The 18,781-nt window shown below is 62.9% G+C and carries 16 protein-coding genes; 2 read left to right on the top strand and 14 right to left on the bottom strand.

Annotated elements, in window-relative coordinates; all coding sequences use genetic code 11:
* Positions 1-6: 6 nt before the first annotated feature.
* Positions 7-393 (bottom strand): MerR family transcriptional regulator, encoded by a 387-nt coding sequence (locus OU993_RS25040; protein WP_268161637.1) that lies wholly within the window; start codon positions 391-393, stop codon positions 7-9.
* Between the two features lie 86 nt (positions 394-479).
* Positions 480-1,895, bottom strand: coding sequence for a magnesium transporter (gene mgtE, locus OU993_RS25035; RefSeq protein ID WP_268161636.1), 1,416 nt, complete (start codon positions 1,893-1,895; stop codon positions 480-482).
* A gap of 203 nt (positions 1,896-2,098) precedes the next feature.
* On the opposite strand from mgtE, the gene OU993_RS25030 reads away from it, so the two are divergent.
* Both OU993_RS25030 and OU993_RS25025 read left to right on the top strand, forming a co-directional pair.
* Complete coding sequence (locus OU993_RS25030) at positions 2,099-2,593, top strand: peptide deformylase (protein WP_268161635.1); 495 nt, start codon at positions 2,099-2,101, stop codon at positions 2,591-2,593.
* Between the two features lie 63 nt (positions 2,594-2,656).
* A complete protein-coding gene (locus tag OU993_RS25025) occupies positions 2,657-3,154 on the top strand; it encodes a BON domain-containing protein (RefSeq protein ID WP_268161634.1) in 498 nt (165 codons plus the stop codon).
* A 3-nt stretch (positions 3,155-3,157) separates the two neighbouring features.
* Here the strand turns inward: OU993_RS25025 and OU993_RS25020 are convergent, their stop codons facing one another.
* From OU993_RS25020 to OU993_RS24965, 12 genes are all read right to left on the bottom strand, one after another.
* Complete coding sequence (locus tag OU993_RS25020) at positions 3,158-3,586, bottom strand: OsmC family protein (RefSeq protein WP_268161633.1); 429 nt, start codon at positions 3,584-3,586, stop codon at positions 3,158-3,160.
* Between the two features lie 127 nt (positions 3,587-3,713).
* The gene (locus OU993_RS25015) at positions 3,714-4,793 is read right to left on the bottom strand and encodes an alpha-hydroxy acid oxidase (RefSeq protein ID WP_268161632.1); all 1,080 of its coding nucleotides are present in this window, start codon (positions 4,791-4,793) and stop codon (positions 3,714-3,716) included.
* On the bottom strand, positions 4,790-5,452 hold the full coding sequence (locus OU993_RS25010; protein WP_268161631.1) for a tetratricopeptide repeat protein: 663 nt from the start codon (positions 5,450-5,452) through the stop codon (positions 4,790-4,792). Before OU993_RS25010 ends, OU993_RS25015 begins: the two co-directional genes overlap by 4 nt.
* Positions 5,452-6,138 carry a Fe2+-dependent dioxygenase gene (locus tag OU993_RS25005; protein WP_268161630.1) on the bottom strand — a complete coding sequence of 229 codons (687 nt, stop codon included), beginning with the start codon at positions 6,136-6,138 and terminating at the stop codon, positions 5,452-5,454. The genes OU993_RS25010 and OU993_RS25005 overlap by 1 nt, the downstream gene beginning before the upstream one ends.
* Positions 6,139-6,219: 81 nt before the next feature.
* On the bottom strand, positions 6,220-8,493 hold the full coding sequence (locus OU993_RS25000; RefSeq protein ID WP_268161629.1) for a TonB-dependent receptor: 2,274 nt from the start codon (positions 8,491-8,493) through the stop codon (positions 6,220-6,222).
* 302 nt (positions 8,494-8,795) lie between these two features.
* A complete protein-coding gene (locus OU993_RS24995) occupies positions 8,796-10,217 on the bottom strand; it encodes a YncE family protein (RefSeq protein ID WP_268161628.1) in 1,422 nt (473 codons plus the stop codon).
* A 133-nt stretch (positions 10,218-10,350) separates the two neighbouring features.
* Positions 10,351-11,127: a 2,3-dihydro-2,3-dihydroxybenzoate dehydrogenase gene (locus OU993_RS24990; RefSeq protein WP_268161627.1), complete on the bottom strand. Its 777-nt coding sequence runs from the start codon at positions 11,125-11,127 to the stop codon at positions 10,351-10,353.
* Between the two features lies 1 nt (position 11,128).
* Positions 11,129-15,025: an amino acid adenylation domain-containing protein gene (locus OU993_RS24985; protein ID WP_268161626.1), complete on the bottom strand. Its 3,897-nt coding sequence runs from the start codon at positions 15,023-15,025 to the stop codon at positions 11,129-11,131.
* Between the two features lie 26 nt (positions 15,026-15,051).
* Complete coding sequence (locus OU993_RS24980; RefSeq protein WP_268161625.1) at positions 15,052-15,288, bottom strand: phosphopantetheine-binding protein; 237 nt, start codon at positions 15,286-15,288, stop codon at positions 15,052-15,054.
* 3 nt (positions 15,289-15,291) lie between these two features.
* Complete coding sequence (locus OU993_RS24975) at positions 15,292-15,939, bottom strand: isochorismatase family protein (protein WP_268161624.1); 648 nt, start codon at positions 15,937-15,939, stop codon at positions 15,292-15,294.
* Positions 15,940-15,943: 4 nt separating this feature from the next.
* Positions 15,944-17,578 (bottom strand): (2,3-dihydroxybenzoyl)adenylate synthase, encoded by a 1,635-nt coding sequence (locus OU993_RS24970; protein WP_268161623.1) that lies wholly within the window; start codon positions 17,576-17,578, stop codon positions 15,944-15,946.
* A complete protein-coding gene (locus OU993_RS24965) occupies positions 17,575-18,756 on the bottom strand; it encodes an isochorismate synthase (RefSeq protein ID WP_268161622.1) in 1,182 nt (393 codons plus the stop codon). Before OU993_RS24965 ends, OU993_RS24970 begins: the two co-directional genes overlap by 4 nt.
* Positions 18,757-18,781 lie beyond the last annotated feature (25 nt).

The raw sequence follows: 18,781 nt of genomic DNA, 5'->3' as shown, positions 1-18,781 counted from the left end.
GGGTCGTCAGGTCCCGACGCCGATTTCCGCCAGCCGGGTGAGACAGGCCTCTTCGACCTGATCGAGTTCGGCGAGCGTTTCCTCGATATCCTTGCGTTTCTGACGCAATTCGTCGCGCTTCTGATCGACGTGCTTCATCAGCATCTTGAGCTGGCCAAGTTCGCCGGGCGGCTCCTTGTAGACCTGGATGATTTCGCGGATTTCAGCAATCGTGAAACCGATACGGCGACCGCGCAGGATTTCCTGGATCAATCGGCGATCGGCGGCGCGAAACAGGCGTGTCCTGCCCCGGCGCTCCGGGTGGATCAGACCTTCGTCTTCATAAAAACGCAGGGTCCGGGTCGAAACGCCGAATTCTCGTGTCAGCTCAGTGATGGTATAGTATTTTTGCACGCCAGCTTCCTCTGTGACGGGAAGGCTAATTGACTTTTACGTATAAGTCAATTTTTCGAAGGCCGTTTGCCGGCAAGGTGGCCGGTTCAACTGATGGCAAACCACCAGGTCGCGAGCCCGAGAAACGAGAAGAAGCCGGTAATATCGGTGACCGTCGTGACGAAGACGGCGGAGGCGACGGCGGGGTCCGCCCCGATCCGGTCGAGCAGCAAGGGAATCATGATGCCGGCCAGTGCTGCGGCCATCATGTTGATCAACATGGCGGTTGCGATGATGCCGCCGATGTTGGGGTCCTGAAACCACAGGCCGGCGGACAGGCCGATCAGCACGCCGAAGATCGCACCGTTCAGCAACCCGACCCCTGCCTCGCGGCGCACGACGCGCCAGGCATTGTGAATGTCGAGATTGCGGGTCGCAAGCGCGCGCACCGTTACCGTCATCGTCTGGGAACCGGCATTGCCGCCCATGCCGGCGACGATCGGCATCAGCACGGCGAGCGCCACGATCTGCTGAATGGTCGCCTCAAACAACGAGATAACGGATGCTGCCAGCATGGCGGTGACGAGATTGACCAGCAGCCACGGCACGCGCGAGCGCGAGGTATCGAGCGCCGAGTCGGAGAGTTCTTCGTCACCCACGCCGCCGAGGCGCATGATGTCTTCCTCGGCCTCTTCCTGGATCACGTCGACGACGTCATCGATGGTCAGCACACCGACCAAGCGGCCATTGTCGTCCACGACGGCCGCGGAAAGAAGGTCGTACTGTTCGAACAGCTGGGCCGCCTCTTCCTGGTCCATGTCGGCAGGGATCGGATAATTCGTCTCCCGCATCACCGCCTCGATCTTCACCTGGCGTTTGGTGCGCAGGATACGGTCGAGATCGACGACGCCCATCAGCTTGAAGGTCGGATCGATGACAAAGATCTGCGTAAAACTGTCGGGCAGATCGTCGTCCTCGCGCATGTAGTCGATCGTCTGCCCCACCGTCCAGAACGGCGGCACGGCGACAAATTCCGTCTGCATACGACGACCGGCCGAGCTTTCCGGATAATCGAGGGCGCGACGCAGACGGACACGCTCGGTGAAAGGAAGCTGCGCGAGGATCTCTTCCCGGTCTTCCTTGTCGAGGTCTTCGAGAATGTAGACGGCGTCGTCCGAATCGAGTTCGCCAAGGGCGGCAGCGATCTGCGCATTGGGCATCTGCTCGACGATCTCGAGACGGATCGCCTCGTCCACCTCGGTGAGCGCCGTCAGGTCGAAGTCATTGCCGAGCAGCTTGACGAGCGCCAGGCGCTGATCCGGCTGCATGGATTCCAGGAGGTCGCCCAGCTCGGATTCGTGCAGGCTCGCCACTTCCTGCCGCAGGAACAGCAGATCGCGGTCGGCAATGGCCGCACCGACGAGCGCCAGGAAATCGCCGCGCACGGAGCCGTCTTCGCCGTAAATGTCGTCATGCACGTCATCGTGATGCGGGCGAACGCGGTCTTCGTCGATATTCGTCATGCCGCCGCTCCTCGCATCACCTGCCGCCCGTATCCTCGCGCCTGCAGGATGACGGGCAAAAACCGATTGTCAACAATTAGATAGCTGGAACGATGCAAGAGGCCTGCACGCCCGCCGAAACCCTGCTAGAACAAGTTGAAGCGCCGGTCTAGCCATGCTGAACAGGCCGGCACCGCCTTCTTGTCGAACCCTTGCGAGTGCCCGTGACGATCCGACCGATCCTGCGTTATCCCGACCCCCGCCTCCTCGAACCCTGCCAGCCGGTGGTGATGTTCGATAACACATTACAGGACCTGTGCGACGATCTTCTTCAGACGATGCGTGCAGCACCCGGCGTCGGGATCACCGCCGCGCATGTGGGTGAACTGGTCCGGGTATCGGTCATCCAGCTGGCGCCGGACGAGCCGCTTCTCATCCACATCAATCCGCACATCATTTCTGCCTCCACCGAGCTGCAGCGGTTTACGGAGGGCAGCGTCTCGATGCCCGGCTTCACCGAGGAGGTGGAGCGGCCGGCCCGCATCCGCTTCGGGTTTCAGGATCTGAGCGGAACAGCGCACGAAGGCGAGGCCGAAGGCTTCCTAGCCACCTGCATCCAGCACGAGATCGACCAGCTGGACGGCCTCTTCTGGCTCAAACGTCTGTCGCGGCTGAAACGGGACCGGCTCATCAAGAAATGGGAGAAGCACACGCGTTGAGGGCAACCTCGAACTTCTGGCCGACTGGCGCGTTATCTCGCCGACCACAGTCAGGAGACCGTCATGGCCACGAAGAAGCCCGTCCATCAAATTTCCCGCGAAGAAGACTACCGCGACTACGACACCCGCAACATCGATGACGGCTGGCCCTATGCGGACCAGGCGGGTGCCGGAGCGGGTCCTGTCGACAATGCCGCCTATGGCGATCCGAGCGCCAATTTCGACCGCGAGCGCAACAAAGGCTACAGCGTGGACAGCGCCGATGCCGATGGGCTGGAGGAACCCATCTCCGATCGCCGCACACCGGCCACGGCCGGGCTCGAAGAAAGCGACGATCTGGAAGAGCGGATCAGCAACGCGATCGATGAACTCGACCTGGTGCCGATGGAGACGATCGACATCCGGGCCGACGGCACCACGGTGACGATCGAAGGCGAAGTCGATGATCAGCAGACGGCCCGCAAGATCATCGCAACCGTCAAGCGCGTGCCGGGTGTGGGCCGCGTCCAGAACGAACTGACGCTGCTCGGCATCGACAGCCTCATTCCCGACGACGACTGAGCCTTAAAGTTTTTCCGCGACGAGTTGGACGGACGGCAGGTAGGTCAGGGTATTGCTCACGGTGCAGAGCTCCTTGGCAAGCCGGACGATATCCTGCCGTTCCTCGTCGCTGTAATCGCCGCCGATCCGGATCACGCAGTGCATCGTCTCGACCCGCGAGGGGCCGTCATGCGCCTTTTCGCCGGTCACATGCGCCGAGACGCCCTCGAAACGTTCCATGAGCTGCAGCCGCGAGACGGCACCCTTGACGCTGAGCACGAGGCAGGCCGCGAGCGACGAATAGAGCAGATCCAGCGGATTGAACCCAGGGTCCGACACGGATGTCACCACGTCGAGCGTGCCGCCCGTCTCCGTGCGCAGGCTCGCCTGCCCGCGTGCGGCCATCGTTGCCGTCGCGCCGGTGGCGCGCGTTTTCATCTTGATTTCGACCATGGGCAAACTCCTTGCAATCGTGTCCCGGATTGGAGGCTCTGACCTGTTATGGACCGATTAGAGAGCAGTTTCTTTAACGAAAGCGCCTCGGCATGTGGAAAATGCGTTGGATCGAGACGATTTCGTCTCAGGGCCGGAAGAGGACGGAGGCATCGACATCGGACAGTGTCGGCCGCCCGGCCAGCGCCATGGCGACCTCCAGCTCGGTCTGCAGGATGGTGAGCATATGCGCAACCCCGACCATGCCACCAACCGCCAGGGCATGCAGCACCGGCTGCCCGACGAGAACAGCCGCTGCCCCTGATGCGATGGCCTTCAGGACATCCGTTCCGCGCCGGATGCCGCCGTCGAGGAATACCGGCACCCGTCCCCTCGCGGCCGAAACGACAGCCGGCAGGGCTTCGATGGTCGCTGGCAGGGTGTCCAGCGTGCGGCCACCGTGATTCGAGACGATGATGCCGTCGACACCCAGATCAACGGCCCTGCCCGCGTCGTCCGGATTGAGGATACCCTTGAGCAGGATCGGCAGGCGCGTCTGCGACCTCAGCCAGCGTATGTCCTCCCAGCGCGCCGCATGCTGCAACATGCCGCGAAACACTGGGCTTCCCGCCCCGCCCACGGGATCGGTCGCCACCATACCGGCCATGTTGACCGCGGAAATATCCGGCGGAAGCACAAAACCCGCGCGCTGCTCGTGGTTGCGGATACCGGTGACCGGCGCATCCACCGTGACCACGAGGGCGCGGTACCCGCTGTCTTCGGCTCGGCGCACCAAGGTCAGCGTCTCCTCCCGCAGAGGGCGCAGATAAAGCTGGAACCAGAGAATGGCGTCGCCTGCGGCCTCAGCCACCTCCTCCAGGCGAAGAGACGCCTGCTGGCTGACGACATAGGGCGTGCGGGTAAGACGGGCGGCTTCGGCGGTTGCCCGTTCGCCGGCCGGATGGACAAGGCGATGATAGGCGGTCGGTGCGATGAGGATCGGAAAGGGCAAGCTCTCGCCCAGCAGGGTGCAGGCGGCGGAGGCCTGCCGCAGATCGACGAGGCTTTTCGGCATCAGGCGCAAGGCATCAAAGGCCTTGCGGTTGGCCGCCTGCGTCAGGCCGTCGGCGGCGGCCCCGGCGATGTAACCGATCACACCCTCGTCTGCGCGGTTCAGAAAATGCCGCTCGTAATCGGCCAGGGACACTGTGTCTAGCGGAACCGTCATGGGCGAACGCCCGCAAGCAGACGCCGCGCCTCTGCACCGATTGCCGCCAGGCGGGGATCAGCATTTCCCTCCAGCGCCTCCGCCAGATGACGGAAATAGTCGGGAAAACCGGTTTCAAACGATGCCGTCAGCCAACGAATGGCCTCGTCGGTCGTGCCCCTCGACAGAAGAAGGCGAGCCGCATTGAACTGCGCCCAGCAATCACCGGCCTTGGCGCCCGCTTGGAAAAAGGACAACGCCCTGTCGAGATCACGCGGCACAGCTGCTCCATCCTCATGAAACAGACCCAGCATGTTGAGGGACTTGGCGTGACCGCGCCTCGCCGCCTCGGCATAAAGCGCATAGGCGGCAGTCTCGTCACGTTCCACGCCCTCGCCCCGACAGTGAAGATCGGCAAGGTTGAACATCGCCCACACATCACCACGCTCGGCCGCCTCGCGAAAATAGACGGCTGCTTCTTTCGTATTGGCCGCGATCCCCCAACCCCGCTCGTAGGCCCTGCCCAACATGTTGAGCGCACGCGCATCGCCACTGCGGGCCGCGGCACGGAACCATTCGAGCGCCTTGTCCGGTTCGCCACGATCGAGATGCATCTGGCCAAGCGCCAACTGCGTCTCGACGAGCGTGTCCGGATCAAGGCTCGTTGTTTCAGCCTTCATCACAGTTCGGCCCAGCGTCTCAGCAGGTTGTGATAATGGTTCACCAGACCGAGAACAGCCGGATTGTCGTCGCCGAGCTGCTGGCGGATCTGGATGATCGAGACATCAAGATCATAGAGCATGGCGCGCAGGCCATCGTCCTTGATCATCGACTGGGCCCAGAAGAAACTCGCCCAGCGGCTGCCCTTCGTGATCGGCACCACACGATGCAGGCTCGACGACGGGTAGACCACCATGTGGCCGGCCGGTAGTTTCACCGCATGGGTGCCGAACGTGTCTTCGATCACCAGTTCCCCGCCCTCATAATCCTCCGGATCGGACAGGAAGATGGTGGTGGAGACATCGGCGCGCATCCGCATGCCGCCGGTGCCGGGAACAGTGCGGATCGAATTGTCCACATGCGCACCGAACGTCATGCCGACATCATAACGATTAAACATCGGCGGCAGCACACGCAGCGGAAGAGCGGCGGAATTGTAGGTCGGGTTTCGAGCAAGCGCGTTGAGGATGAGATCACCGAGCTGTTGCGCTTCGGCGCTTTCGGCCGGGATCTGCAGATTGTTCTTCGCCTTGGCGGCCTGATCGCCGGCGGTCACGCGTCCGTCGACCCATTGCGAAGCCTCCAGAACGGCGCGGCAATGACGGACTTCGTCCGCAGTCAGAACATCTGGAACCTGGATGAGCATGGGATTGGCCTGTTGTCTGTCATGCAAAATGCCATGCGCCGTCCTCCGGCGCATGGCTGGTTTTCAACACGGGACCGACGATCAGAACGTCGTGCCGATGTTCACCATGAAGGTACGACCCGAGGCCGGAACCGCGCGGCCCGACTGACCGGACGAATAGTTCTGGTGATCCGTCAGGTTGTAGCCGTTGAGCGAGATGCGGAACTTGTCCGTCTCGTAGGCAACAACGGCATCAAGCGAGAAGGCTTCCGGGATTTTGTAGGTGTTGTTCGCATCGAGCCAATAGGAGCTTGCATATGTGACGCCGCCACCGACGGAGACCTTGCCCGGCAGAGCCGAGGACAGTTCTTCGGCAATCGTGTAGTTCGTCCACAGGTTGACGGTGTGCTCGGAGACGTCCGGAGCCGTCTTGCCGACCTGCGAGGCCGTGGTGGAGGAGGTGATTTCACCATCCATGTAGGCGTAGTTGGCAAGAATGGTCCACGCGTCGGTGATCTTGCCGCTGACGCCAACTTCCACGCCGCGAACGCGGCGGCTGGTGGGCGCATCCAGCGCACCGCCGGGAAGACCGGTCACTTCATTGTAGGCATTGTCCTTGTCGACCTGGAAAAAGGCCGCCGTCAGGCCAAGACGACCGTCGAGAAGATCAGCCTTGGCGCCGATTTCCCAGACGTCGGAGCGTTCCGGAGACAGCGGTGCCGTGTCGGAGGGAAGCTCCGAAGCGTTGCCTGTGAGGGCAGCGATGTCGGTCGCCACCGGCTTGTTGGTGCGCGAGAAGGAGGCGTAGAGCGAATAGTCTTTCGTCGGCTCCCAGATCACCCCGAAGGACGGATTGTAGTTCGTGTCGCTCTGATCGACGGAGGCGCCACTCTGCTGCATTTCCGTCTTGAAATAATCCATCCGCAGCCCGCCGAGGACCGAGAAGGCGTCGTTCAGATAAATGCGGTCGCTGGCGAAGAGGCCGACATTCGTCGCATCCAGCGTGCGCTTGGCGGCATAATCGTAGACCGGCGAGAAATTGTAATAATAGCGCGGGCTGAACAGCGATTCGACGCTGCGGTTGCTCCAGGTCGGCCACGAACCGTTGACGCGCTCATCGTTCTGGTAGCTCACGTCGAGGCCCACAACGGCCTTGTGGCGGATCGAGCCGGTCTCGAATTCCATCTGGGCCGAGGTAACGTTCTGGATCGCCCAGCCGTCCTGCTGATAGGTCAGGCCGCCGCCGGCACCCAGCGAATAGGTGGCAGAGAGCCTGCGGTTGAAGAAGTTTGCGGCGCAGCCATTGCTAATCGAGCAAGAGCCCGGCGGCGTGCCGCCAAAGTCACGGCTGTAGAAGGTCAGCCGCGTGTCATTGGTCAACGTCAGCCAGTCGGTCAGTTCGCTCCGCAGGCTGGAGCCCAGCATGTGGTTGTTGGTCACGTCCTGGTTGGTCGAGCGGACATAGGAGATCGACGGGTCGAAACCGTATTCGGCGGCCGGCAGGTAGATGCCATTGGACCCCTGCACCATCGGCTGGCCGTAATCCGGCACACCGTCGCCATGCAGGTAGCTGTAGCTGAGGTGCCATTCCGTCTCGGTGCCGATGCCGGTGCCGAAATCGACGGCGAAGCCGCGGCGGTCGGCCGTGACGTTGTCACGATCGGCCACATCCTGCTTGTGGAAGACGCCGTTGAAGCGCACCGCGCTTGTTTCGTTGACCTGGTAGTTGGCGTCCACCGTCGTGCGGTAAGTCGGGCCGCTGCCGATCGCCTGGTCCACCTTGGCAAAGGTTTCGAGCTTGGCGCGCTTGCTGGTCTGGTTGATCAGGCCACCGGTATTACCGCCGCCGAAATTGTCCCCGGCCGGGCCCTTAAAGACCTGGACGCTTTCCGTGTTGAACGTGTCGCGCGAATAGACACCGAAATCCTTGAGGCCATCGACATAAACGTCGGAGCGGGCCTGGAAACCGCGGATACGGAACTGGCTGCCGTTCTGGCCGCCATTGCCTTCGCCGGTCGAGAGCGTGATGCCTGGCACGTTGCGCAGCACCTGCTCGAGCGTCGTGGCGCGCTGCTGCTCAATGATTTCTTCGGAGACGACGTTGATGATCTTCGGGGTTTCCTTGATCGTCGCCGGAAGGCGGGCGATGCCCGTCGTCGTCTGGTTGGTATTGCCGGAGGACGCAGCACCCTGGCCGGAGACCGTGACGCGGTTCAGTACCGTCTCGTTATCCGCGGTCGCCGTTGTCGAGCCTGCCGAGGCGGTCTGCGCATTGGCGACAGCCGGCACACCCGAGACCGTCATGGCAAGGCCGGCGGTTGCCGCAGCGCCGGAAATCAGCGGCCGCAGCGGCCCAAACGTCTTTTCTTGTAACATAGCCCACTCCTGAAACATGCGAGGCCTACCGCAAGGATCAGCGGTTCCGGTTTTCAGTTGAAGCTTCCCCATGGAGCCGCCGAAAACCTGCCTTCGTCACTCCAGTAACTGAGGCAGAAAAGTGGAGTCAACTTGTCTTCAATATGACCTGTTAAAATATGAATATAATAATCATCTTTGTGGCGAATTTGCTTCACCAGCCAGGCAAGCAGATGCCGAAGGTCTTGAATCGACGTCTCGCCAAGACAAACGGAACGCGCCGCGCAGGAATGCGCGGCGCGTCACTTTGATGAAAGGACGAGTTACTTGGCCGGCGTGATCAGGGTCACACGGTCGCCCTTGTCGTCTTCCGGATTGAGCGACTTGTTGACCGCGTAGACGCCGCCCTTGCCGTCCGAAACAACGTGATTGGCAAACGGCGCGACGGACAGGTTCGCGACGATCTTGCCGTCCGCATCGACCACCGTCACTGTGCCGGCATCACGCGCCGAGACATAGGCGGTCTTGGACACGGGTTCGAATGTCACGTTGAGGGCGCCAGCGCCGACGGCTACGTCATGCAGGAGATCGCCTGTCTTGGCGTCGAGAATCAGCAGGTCGTCGCTGCCCTGACCGGCGACGAAGATGCGATTGTCGGCGGCGTCGTAGGCAACGCCGATGGTCGACAGACCGCCCTTCACAGGGAAGACGCTCTCAACCTTGCCGGCAACCGAATCAATGACAGCCACTTCGTTGGACGACAGGCTGACGACGAACAGCTTGCCGCTCGCCGGATCGAAATCCATGCTGGCAGGCGAGAACCGTTCACCGCGGACCTTCGACTGGATCTGGATGGACGCAAGCTTTTCCAGCGTCTTCGTGTCGAAGACGGCGACTTCCGGCACCCCTACCTGGCTCACATAGGCCTTGCCGTTCTTTTCATCGACCTTCACATCACGCGCATGTTCTGCCGCACCGGGTGCGAACTGCTTCACCAGAGACAGATCCGACTGCTTATAGACGGCCACCGTGTTCTGGCGGGTATTGGTGACCCAGACCGTATCATTGGCATCATCGACGCCGATGCCATAGACGGCAAAAACACCGCCGCCGCGCTCGCCCTGCGCCGGGGCTTCAGCCGGCGTCACCTTGGCAATGGTGGAAAGTGTCTGCGGATCGAGCTTGATGAGCTCGGAATTCTTGACCGGCGGGCGGCCGGATGAGGCGGTCACGAACAGCGCATTGTTCTTTTTGCTGAAGGCAACCTGATACAGTCCGGAGCCCGGCTTTTCCGATTTCATGGCGAACTTGTCTTCGCCCGACAGCGGCACCTTCGGAGAAATCTTCAACTTCACCACATCCGCAAAATAGGGAGATTCCGTCGTGACGATCAGGGGATGCGTACCGACGACCGCATCGGCCGGCAGGCTGAACTTGCCCTGGATCTTGCCCTCGGCATCGGCGGTGAAATCGCTGAGGGCCGTTGTGCCGCGCAGCAGCTGAACCTTCTGGCCAGGCTTGAAGTTCTGACCCTGGACGGCAACTTCGCCACCGGCGTTGAGCGGCTGTCCACGCTGGGCGGCACTGACGCGGACCTGTCCCTTGTAGTCCTTGTCGAGCGTATCGAAAGCGCTCTGCGCATGCGCGCCGGTCAGTCCAAGCGCCATAGTTCCTGCGATGAGGGCCAGGCGGCTGAGCCCGATCTTGAAGGGGAGCGCTGCGGTCGATGTCGTCTGCTGCTTCATGGTGCTTGTCCTGCTTTCGAGGGTCTTGGTGCGTCGCTTGGGCAACGTGTCCGGCTGCGAGCACTATATAACATGATTTACTTTCTCAAGATAAATCTCGACGTCCGTTTCTCATGTCGTCGAACTCACGGCCTCAGGCCCGCAGCGTCGCCCCGCCATCCACATAGAGGTCGGCCATGGTGATGTGCCCGGCCTGATCGGACAGCAGGAACAGCACCGACTGGGCGATATCCTGCGGCGTCGCGAGTTTCTGCAGCGGAATGCCGGCCTTGAACTGTTCCGGTACGCCGGCAATCACACGCTGCGCCCCCCGCTCATCCGCCCACATGCCGGTCTGCATCGGGGTCAGCGTCGAACCCGGAGCCACGATGTTGCAGCGAATGCCGAGCGGGGCGAGTTCCAGCCCCAGGCATCGGGTGAACATGGTCGTCGCCGCCTTCGAGGCGGCATAGGCTGCCATGGCATGGCGCGGCACGCCGGCGGCATTGGAACTGACGGTAACGATCGCCCCGCGTCGACGCGGGCTCATGACACGCGCCAGCGCGCGTGAGACGTGAAAGACGCCATCGGTATTGACGGCAAACACGTTGCGCCAGTTCGCATCGTCCGTCTCGACAACCGTCGTGGTGGAGAGAATGCCAGCGACATTGATGCCGAGATCGATCGGCCCGAGGTCACGTTCCACCTCCACCACCAGATCATCGACCGCGGTGCTGTCGCGGACATCGAGAACATGGCACACAACCTGTTCCGGTGCGTGGTGGCGATGCATATCCAGCATGGCCGCTTCATGGTCCGTGGCAACGACCCTTGCGCCGCTTTCGACCAGCAGATCGACCACCGCACGCCCGATCCCGCCGCCCGCGCCGGTGACCAGCGCGATCTTTCCCTCAATGCCTGTCAGGCGCATGTCATGTATCCTCAGATCTGTCGAATGGCTGGAGACGCCGCGCAAGTTCCGGCGCGATCTGCGCTGTCGCGTCCGGCGAGGTCAGTTGCGGATGCAGGAAGGGCACGTCGATACGATCGATCGCACCGACATGCGGGTCCCACAGCTGCGGCGTCAGTCCGCGTCCCTGGTGATCGAGCGCGGCTCGCACATGGATGACCGTTCCGCCAAACCGCCGATGGTAGTGGCCCCGCACGAGGCGATTGGTATCGAGCACCACGCGGATCACCCCGTCGAGTGCGGCATCCGGCAAGCTCCCGAGGGGACTCTTTCCCTTGCGCAGGAATGTGGTGATCGCGGCCCGTGTCGTCAGTTCCGGATGCGCTTCGGGGTCATGGCCGGCAATGGCAAGCAAGGCCCGCAGGGCAGCGGTCTGATCCGGCTCCGGCTCCGCCCGCCAGCACTCGCAGGGATAGCTGTCCAGCATGGCAATGACACCGGTCGCAAGCCCCCTCGCCTCCAGCTCTGCCGCCATCGCCTGGGCAAGGATGCCGCCCACCGACCAGCCGGCCACATGGTACGGCCCGCTCGGCCAGGTTTCGACCATCCGGTCGACGTAGGTCTGTGCCAGCACCTCGAGACTGTCCGGCAGGGCCTCGTGCGGGTCGAGCGCCGGCGATTGCAGGCCGTAGACTGTTCTTACGCCGCCCAGCGCACGGGCCAGATGGCGATAACCCCAGGAAATTCCGCCGGCGGGATGGATGAGGAACAGCGGCGCACGCCGCGCATCCCCGTCGGCAAGCCGGATGATCGGACCCAGGCCATGATCGATTTCGGCCCGGTCGAGCACGGCGGCAAGGGCCGCAATCGCCGGCTGCTCGAAGATGGCGCCAAGTCCCGGATCGCGGCCGGTCTCTTCCTTGATGCGCAGAACCAGATGCACCGCCAGAAGCGAATCGCCGCCGAGGCAGAAGAAGTCGGCCTCCGCATCCGGCAGGCTCTCGAGGCCGAGGAGGTCGTGGTAGAGCCGCGAGAGGAGTTTTTCGCTCGGCGTTTCCGCCGGCCGGCCCCCGCCCAATTCCAGATGCGGTGCCGGCAGGGCGGCTCGGTCGAGCTTGCCATTGGCGGTGACCGGCAATTCCTCCAGGCGCAGGATTGCCGAAGGCAGCATGTAATCCGGCAGACGCGCCCGGATTGCCGCCTTCAAAGCGTCGCCATCGAAGTCAGGGGCTGCGACGACATAGGCAACAATCCGCTTGTCGCCGGCGCGGCCCTCCCTGGCGATCACCACCGCCTCGCGCACAAGGCCGGAGGCCATGACAGCCGCCTCGATCTCCCCGAGTTCGATGCGCAGCCCGCGGATCTTCACCTGATGGTCGGAGCGACCGAGGAAGACCACGGCGCCGTCTTCACGCAGACGCGCAAGATCGCCCGTCCTGTAGATGCGTCCGCCCGGGCGGAACGGATCTGCGAGAAAACGGTCCGCCGTCAGGTCCTCGCGGCCGAGATAACCGCGTGCGAGCTGGACGCCGCCAAGGAAAAGGTGTCCTGCGACACCGGGGGGCACCGGCAGATGATTGTCGTCCAGCACATAAAGGCTGGTGTTCCACACCGGAAAACCGATCGGCAACGGTGCCGAACGATCATCGCGCCCGGCCGGCCAGAAACTGACATCGACCGCCGCCTCCGTCGGCCCGTAGAGATTGTGCAGTTCGCCGGCAATGCGCTGGTGGAACCGGTCGCGCTGATCCGGCGTCAGCTCCTCGCCGCTGCAGAAGACGCGGTGAACCTGTAGCCCTTCGGACTCCGGTGCAGCCAGGAAGGCCGAGAGCATCGACGGCACGAAATGCAGCGTCGTGATCGCTTCTTCGCGGATCAGCCGGGCGATCGCCTGCGGATCGCGATGGGCATCGGGTGGCGCGACGATGAGCGTCGCACCGGAAAGCGCCGGCAGGAAAAATTCCCAGACGGAGACATCGAAAGTCGCCGGTGTCTTCTGCAGGATCCGGTCATCCGGGCCGAAACCGTAATGCTCGCGCATCCATTCCAGCCGGTTGACGATGGCACGATGCTCGATCATCACGCCCTTCGGCTCGCCGGTCGAACCGGAGGTGTAGATCACATAAGCGAGGTTGCCCGGTTCCGGCGGCGTCAAGGTGGTGCCGATGGGGTCCCGTTGCCAGTCTTCGGGCGGCAGGATCGTTTGCTCGAACAGGTGGCCGTCTTCAAGGCCCGCCAGCACGGCAACGGGTTTTGCAGACGCCAGGATCCGGCCGATCCGCTCCTTCGGGTGTTGCGTGTCGAGCGGCAGATAGGCGGCGCCGGCTCTGAGAATCGCAAAAAGCGCAACAACGAGATCCAGCGATCGCGGCAGGGCCACGGCGACCACGCTGTCGCCTCCAGCGCCGAGCCCTGTCAGTTGTTCGGTCAGCGCGCGACTGCGCCGATCCAGCTCGGCATAGGACAGGACTTCCGGGCCAAACGAAACAGCCGGTGCCGCGGGCGTCTCCCGCATCGACCGTTCGATGAGATCAACCAGCGTCACCTCGGGCACGGCATGCGCCGTGGCATTGGCATCAAACAGATAACGCTGGACTTCGGACGGGCTCGCAAGCGGCACGTCCGCCAGCCGCTTAGCGGAGACAGCGGCCTCGAGATAAGCGAAAAGCCGGTCGGCATGGGCCGCGGTGTCGGCGGCAGAATAAAGCGCCGGATTGCTGTCGACCTCCATCATCAGCTTCGTCTTCGCATCGCCGCGGAAGGTGAAGGTGATGTCGTCCACCGCGCCCGCGCCCAGAATGTGCAAGGTCACATCGAGACCGGCAAAGGCCGGCGGCATATCGAAGGGCTGGATGTTGACGAGCGGGCCAAACAGGCGGCGTTGGCCGCCGATCAGACCGAGATCCCGGCGCAGCTGTTCGCTGCGGTAACGTCCATGCCGCCGGCAGGCCATCAGCGTGCGGGCTCCCTCGACCGCAGCCTCCTGTAACGACAGGTTTTCGAGGTCGGAAAACCGCACGGGCAGCACGTTCATCAAGGTGCAGGGCACCCGCGCAGCCTTGCTGCCGAGCCGACCCATGAACGGCAATCCGACGACGATCTCCGGCGCAGCCGCGAAGCGGCGGCAATAACTTGCCACCAACACCGTCAGAAGGTCCGGCCAGGTCACGTTGAGGGCCTGAGCCCGTGCGGTCAATGCTTCGAACAGCGATGCCGGCAGATGCGTGGTCTTGCGGTGGAATGTGTGACCGGAGACCGCACGGCCGCTGGCCAGGCTTGCGACTTCCGGCAGGCGGGAAAGCGCGTTTTTCCAGAATTCGCGGTCCTTCTCGCGCCGTTCGCCCGTGAGATAGGCCTGGTCCTCGGCAATTGCCGCCGAAATCGGCGCAAAGGATGGAGATGGCGTGGCGCCCGTTTTCAAGGCGGAGTAGATTTCGCCGACACGGTTCGTCACCAGCACGATGCCGTAGCCATCGATCGCCAGATGATGGATCCGCTCGTACCAGAGGCAATGGCTGTCCGACAGCTGGTAGAGCACGAAGGCCGAAACAGGTCCCTTGGCGAGGTCGACCGCGGTCGCGGTATCCTTCGCCATAGCCTCCAGAGCTTCGGCCATCGGATCGGCTGCAGCCGTCAGATCGACCACTGTCAGCGCGGGTCGCGTGGACATGTCGCGCCGCTGCGCGGGGCCGAAAGCGGTCTCCTCAAACACCAGAGACAGGCATTCCGCCTCGTCCACCATCGTCTCGAAGGCACGCCGGAAAAGCGCGAGATCCAGCTCGCCCTTCAGCTCGACATATTGGCTGGCATTCAGGATCGGATTGTCCGGGTCGATCTTCTGAACATACCAGAGGCCAGCCTGGGCTTCGGTCAGCGGAGACCGATCCTCCGTTGCTCCCGCGACGTCGATGAGGGTCATCGCGGTACCGTCTCTTCGTTGTGCCGTCATCCCTGTGCCCGCTTCGCCTCGATCGCGCGCCACCAGCCGGACAGCGTGAACTCTTCGGCAAAGCTGCCGAAATCGAGATCAACGCCGGCTTCCTGCCAGGCGAGGATCAGGTTCATCAGCCGCATGGAATCGAGACCGAGATCCATCAGGTTGTCGTCCAGGCCGACATCTTCCGGCGCCTCGTGGATCATGGCGGCGACATCGGCGCGCATACGCTCCAAGGTGATCGTCATCGGTCAGGCTCCGGTTGCGGCAAGGCGTTCGAGAATGGAATCGGTCGTCATGGGAATGCCGCAACGGCCTGCGACCCAGGCGATGGCCATGTCATGCTGGTCGCGGGAGAAATCGGCGAGCGCATCGGCAGCGAAAAAGGCTTCGATATCGCGCTGGAAGGCTTCCGCCGCCGTCATCATGCAGCCAATGTGGGCGTAGATGCCGGTGACGATCAGCTGGTCGCGGCCGCGGGCGCGCATCATGGTCTCAAGGTTCGAGCGCTGGAAGGCGCTGTAGCGGTGCTTGACCAGCACGAAATCGATAGATTCCGGCAAAAGCTCGGGAATGATCGCCTGATGTTCCGGCGCGGACGTCATGCCGGGCCCCCAGAGATCGGCCTGCAGGCCGCGGTCGCGCCGGTCCTGATCGCCATTCTGCGCGGTGTAGAACACCGGAATGCCGCGCGCGCGGGCGCAGGCCGCAAGCTTTACGATATTTGCCGTGGCCGGTGTGATCGGCGCGGCATCCGGCGTGAAGATGTTGACGAAATAGTTCTGCATGTCGTGGATCAGCAAGGCTGCACGAGAGGCCTCCAGCATCCAGGTGCCTTTGGGAACCGGAAGTTCCTCCGCTGTCGGCAGCGGATAAGGAGCGATTTTCGGCAATGCCATGATGTTATTGTCCTGCTTTCAGCTGTTCGTCGGCGAGGAACTGGGCGCGCAATCGGGCGCGCAGTTCCTTGCGGCTGACCTTGCCAACGGCCGTCAGATCGAAGGCCTCGACGAAAACGATCTGGTCCGGCACCTTGAAGTCGGCGACCTTGCGGGTGCGCATGAAGGCTTTCAGCGCCGGCGCCTTGGGTTTTTCCCCTTGCGGGATGACAAAGGCGCAGGTGCGCTCGCCGAGAAACTGGTCGGGGATCGAGACCACCGCCGCATCGAAAACGTTCGGATGGGCGAGCAGATGATCCTCGATCTCATCGGCCGAGATCTTTTCGCCGGCGCGGTTGATGTGATCGGTGGCACGCCCCTGGACCACGAGGTAGCCTTCGGGCGTCCGCTTCACCACGTCGCCCGTCTTGTAGAAACCGTCCTCGGTGAAGGAGCGGGCATTGGCACCCGCATCGTTATGATAGGCGCGGATCGTATAAGGACCGCGCGTCAAAAGATTGCCGGCCTCGCCATCGGCCACCGGATTGCCCTGGTCATCGACGATCAGAACTTCGTCGGCCTCGCTGATCGGCCGCCCCTGCGTTTCGACGATGATCTCTTCGGGATCATCAAGCCGCGTGTAGTTGACAAGGCCTTCGGCCATGCCGAACACCTGCTGCAGCGTGCAGCCCAATGTCGGGCGCACCCGTTTGGCCGATTCCGGCATGAATTTCGCGCCGCCAACCTGCAGCACCTGAAGGCTGGAGAGGTCGTATTTCGACGTTGGCGCCGCCTGCAACCAGAGCAGCGCCAGCGGTGGCACGAGCCCGGTGATCGTCACCTTCTCCCGCTCGATCAGTGGGAAGGCGGTTTCGGGACTTGGTGAAGGCGCGAGCACGACAGTCGCACCGACATAAAAGGCACCGAAATATCCCGGCGAACTCATCGGAAAATTATGGGCCGCGGGAAGCGCGACCATGTAGACGCTCTCGTGCGTCAGACCGCAGATCTCGGCGCTCGCCCGGAAGGAATAGATGTAATCGTCATGAGTGCGTGGGATGAGTTTCGACAGGCCGGTGCTGCCGCCGGAAATCTGCAGGAAGGCGACGGATGACGGCTCCGGATCGGAAAATGCCTTCTCCGGATCATACGTGAATCCGGAAAAGGCCGTGAACTCCTGCGCCTCTCCGACGACCACGACATGGCCAAGATCCGGCAGTTCCTCACGCACAGAACGGGCCAGCACCCGATAATCGAACCCATCATGCGTTGCAGCAACAACGTAAGCTGCAGCTTCCGAACGGCGCAGGAAATGCACCACTTCCGTCTGGCGGTGCGCAGGCAACGCATAGACGGGAACAAGGCGCGCGAGGAACAGGCCGAAGACGGTGGAGAAAAATTCCGGAATGTTCGGCAACTGGACGACGACGCGGTCGCCGGGTTTCAGGCCAAGCCGCAGGAAACCGCAGGCCGCCGCCTCGGCCCGCGCCAGAAGCTCCGTATAGGTCCACCGCTGATCGCCACCAATGACGGCAAGCCGGTCACCGAAACGTGCTGCCCGGTCCCGCAGCATCTGCGGAAAGGTCTCGCCACGCCAGAAACCCGCCTCACGATAACGTTCGGCGAATTCCGGCGGAAACGGCTGGACGAGCGGTATCATGCGGCATTCTCCTGGAACGGGCGGCCATGTTCATCGATCCCGAAGGCATTCAGCATGGCCTGGAATTTGGCTGAGGTTTCCTCGGTTTCCTTCTGCGGGTCGGAGCCCAAAACGATCCCGGCACCGGCAAAGACGCGGGCGCGGCGTCCGGCAACTTCGGCGCAGCGGATCGACACGTACCATTCGCCATCCTGCCGAGCGTCGATCCAGCCGACAGCACCGGCATAAAAACCGCGGTCGTATGTTTCAAGCGAACGGATGGCGTCTGCGGCGCGCCGGCGCGGCATGCCGCAGACGGCGGGCGTCGGGTGAAGAAGGCGCAGAAGGTCGCCGACCGGAGTGTCGCGGTCCTTCAACCGGCCAACGATGCGCGTGCCGAGATGCAGCATGGTCGCGGTGGCACGCAGTGTCGTGCCATCCGGCGCACCAAGCTCCATGCAATAAGGCGACAGCACATCGAAGATCGCCTCGGTCACGGCGCGATGTTCGCGCTGGTCCTTTTCCGAATTCAGCAGATCGCGGCCGGCCTGGCGATCCGCAGAGGGGTCGGAGGAGCGCCGCGCGGAGCCGGCGAGCGGATGGGAGACGACCTGATCGCCCTTCTTGGAAACCAGTAGTTCGGGCGTGGCGCCAATCATGACGGGGGCGAGACCAGCCTGTTCCGGCAGAGGCGTTTTAAAGACCGTCACGGATGGATCGATGCTCAGGCGGCGCAAGAGGCTCGCAACCGAAATCGGCTGGTCCGATTCGAGCCGCAGGCTGCGCGAGAGGACCGCCTTCGACAGCCCGCCCGTCACGCCGTCTTCGGCTTTGAGGACCGCAAGGCAATTTGCGACCGCCGCCGCATAACCGGCCGCCGATGGTTCCGGTTCAACCAGCCAATGGCGGCCAAAGGCGGCCTGCTCTGCAGCAGCGATCTGTTCGCTGCCGCCGATGCGTTCCGGCTGGAAGAGGTGATCGTCGCCTTCCACATCAAATGGCAGGGCCCCGACGAGAAGCGCCGGTCCTTCGTCGCACCTGGAGAAGAAATCCGTCGTGCGTTTGGCGAGACTGGCAAGCGGGCCCTGCGGCAGGATCTGCCGAAGGCCTTGGGTCTGGAGGAGAAATTCGGGAGTTGCGAGACGAAAATCGCTCTGCGCACCCTGGGAGCGGCGCTCGAGAGAGGATTGCTCGGCCATTGCGGCCTCCTTTGACTGCACGGCA

This window comes from Rhizobium sp. SL86 (assembly GCF_026672545.1).
Taxonomy (GTDB): Bacteria; Pseudomonadota; Alphaproteobacteria; order Rhizobiales; family Rhizobiaceae; genus Neorhizobium.
Note: the sequence above shows the minus strand (reverse complement) of the source record. Positions and strands in the feature narration are given on the sequence as shown.

Coding starts and splice junctions, on each gene's coding strand:
- mgtE (WP_268161636.1), bottom strand. CDS start 1,895: ATGACGAATATCGACGAAGACCGCGTTCGCCCGCATCACGATGACGTG.
- OU993_RS25025 (WP_268161634.1), top strand. CDS start 2,657: ATGGCCACGAAGAAGCCCGTCCATCAAATTTCCCGCGAAGAAGACTAC.
- OU993_RS25020 (WP_268161633.1), bottom strand. CDS start 3,586: ATGGTCGAAATCAAGATGAAAACGCGCGCCACCGGCGCGACGGCAACG.
- OU993_RS25015 (WP_268161632.1), bottom strand. CDS start 4,793: ATGACGGTTCCGCTAGACACAGTGTCCCTGGCCGATTACGAGCGGCAT.
- OU993_RS25010 (WP_268161631.1), bottom strand. CDS start 5,452: ATGAAGGCTGAAACAACGAGCCTTGATCCGGACACGCTCGTCGAGACG.
- OU993_RS25005 (WP_268161630.1), bottom strand. CDS start 6,138: ATGCTCATCCAGGTTCCAGATGTTCTGACTGCGGACGAAGTCCGTCAT.
- OU993_RS25000 (WP_268161629.1), bottom strand. CDS start 8,493: ATGTTACAAGAAAAGACGTTTGGGCCGCTGCGGCCGCTGATTTCCGGC.
- OU993_RS24995 (WP_268161628.1), bottom strand. CDS start 10,217: ATGAAGCAGCAGACGACATCGACCGCAGCGCTCCCCTTCAAGATCGGG.
- OU993_RS24990 (WP_268161627.1), bottom strand. CDS start 11,127: ATGCGCCTGACAGGCATTGAGGGAAAGATCGCGCTGGTCACCGGCGCG.
- OU993_RS24985 (WP_268161626.1), bottom strand. CDS start 15,025: ATGACCCTCATCGACGTCGCGGGAGCAACGGAGGATCGGTCTCCGCTG.
- OU993_RS24980 (WP_268161625.1), bottom strand. CDS start 15,288: ATGACGATCACCTTGGAGCGTATGCGCGCCGATGTCGCCGCCATGATC.
- OU993_RS24975 (WP_268161624.1), bottom strand. CDS start 15,939: ATGGCATTGCCGAAAATCGCTCCTTATCCGCTGCCGACAGCGGAGGAA.
- OU993_RS24970 (WP_268161623.1), bottom strand. CDS start 17,578: ATGATACCGCTCGTCCAGCCGTTTCCGCCGGAATTCGCCGAACGTTAT.
- OU993_RS24965 (WP_268161622.1), bottom strand. CDS start 18,756: ATGGCCGAGCAATCCTCTCTCGAGCGCCGCTCCCAGGGTGCGCAGAGC.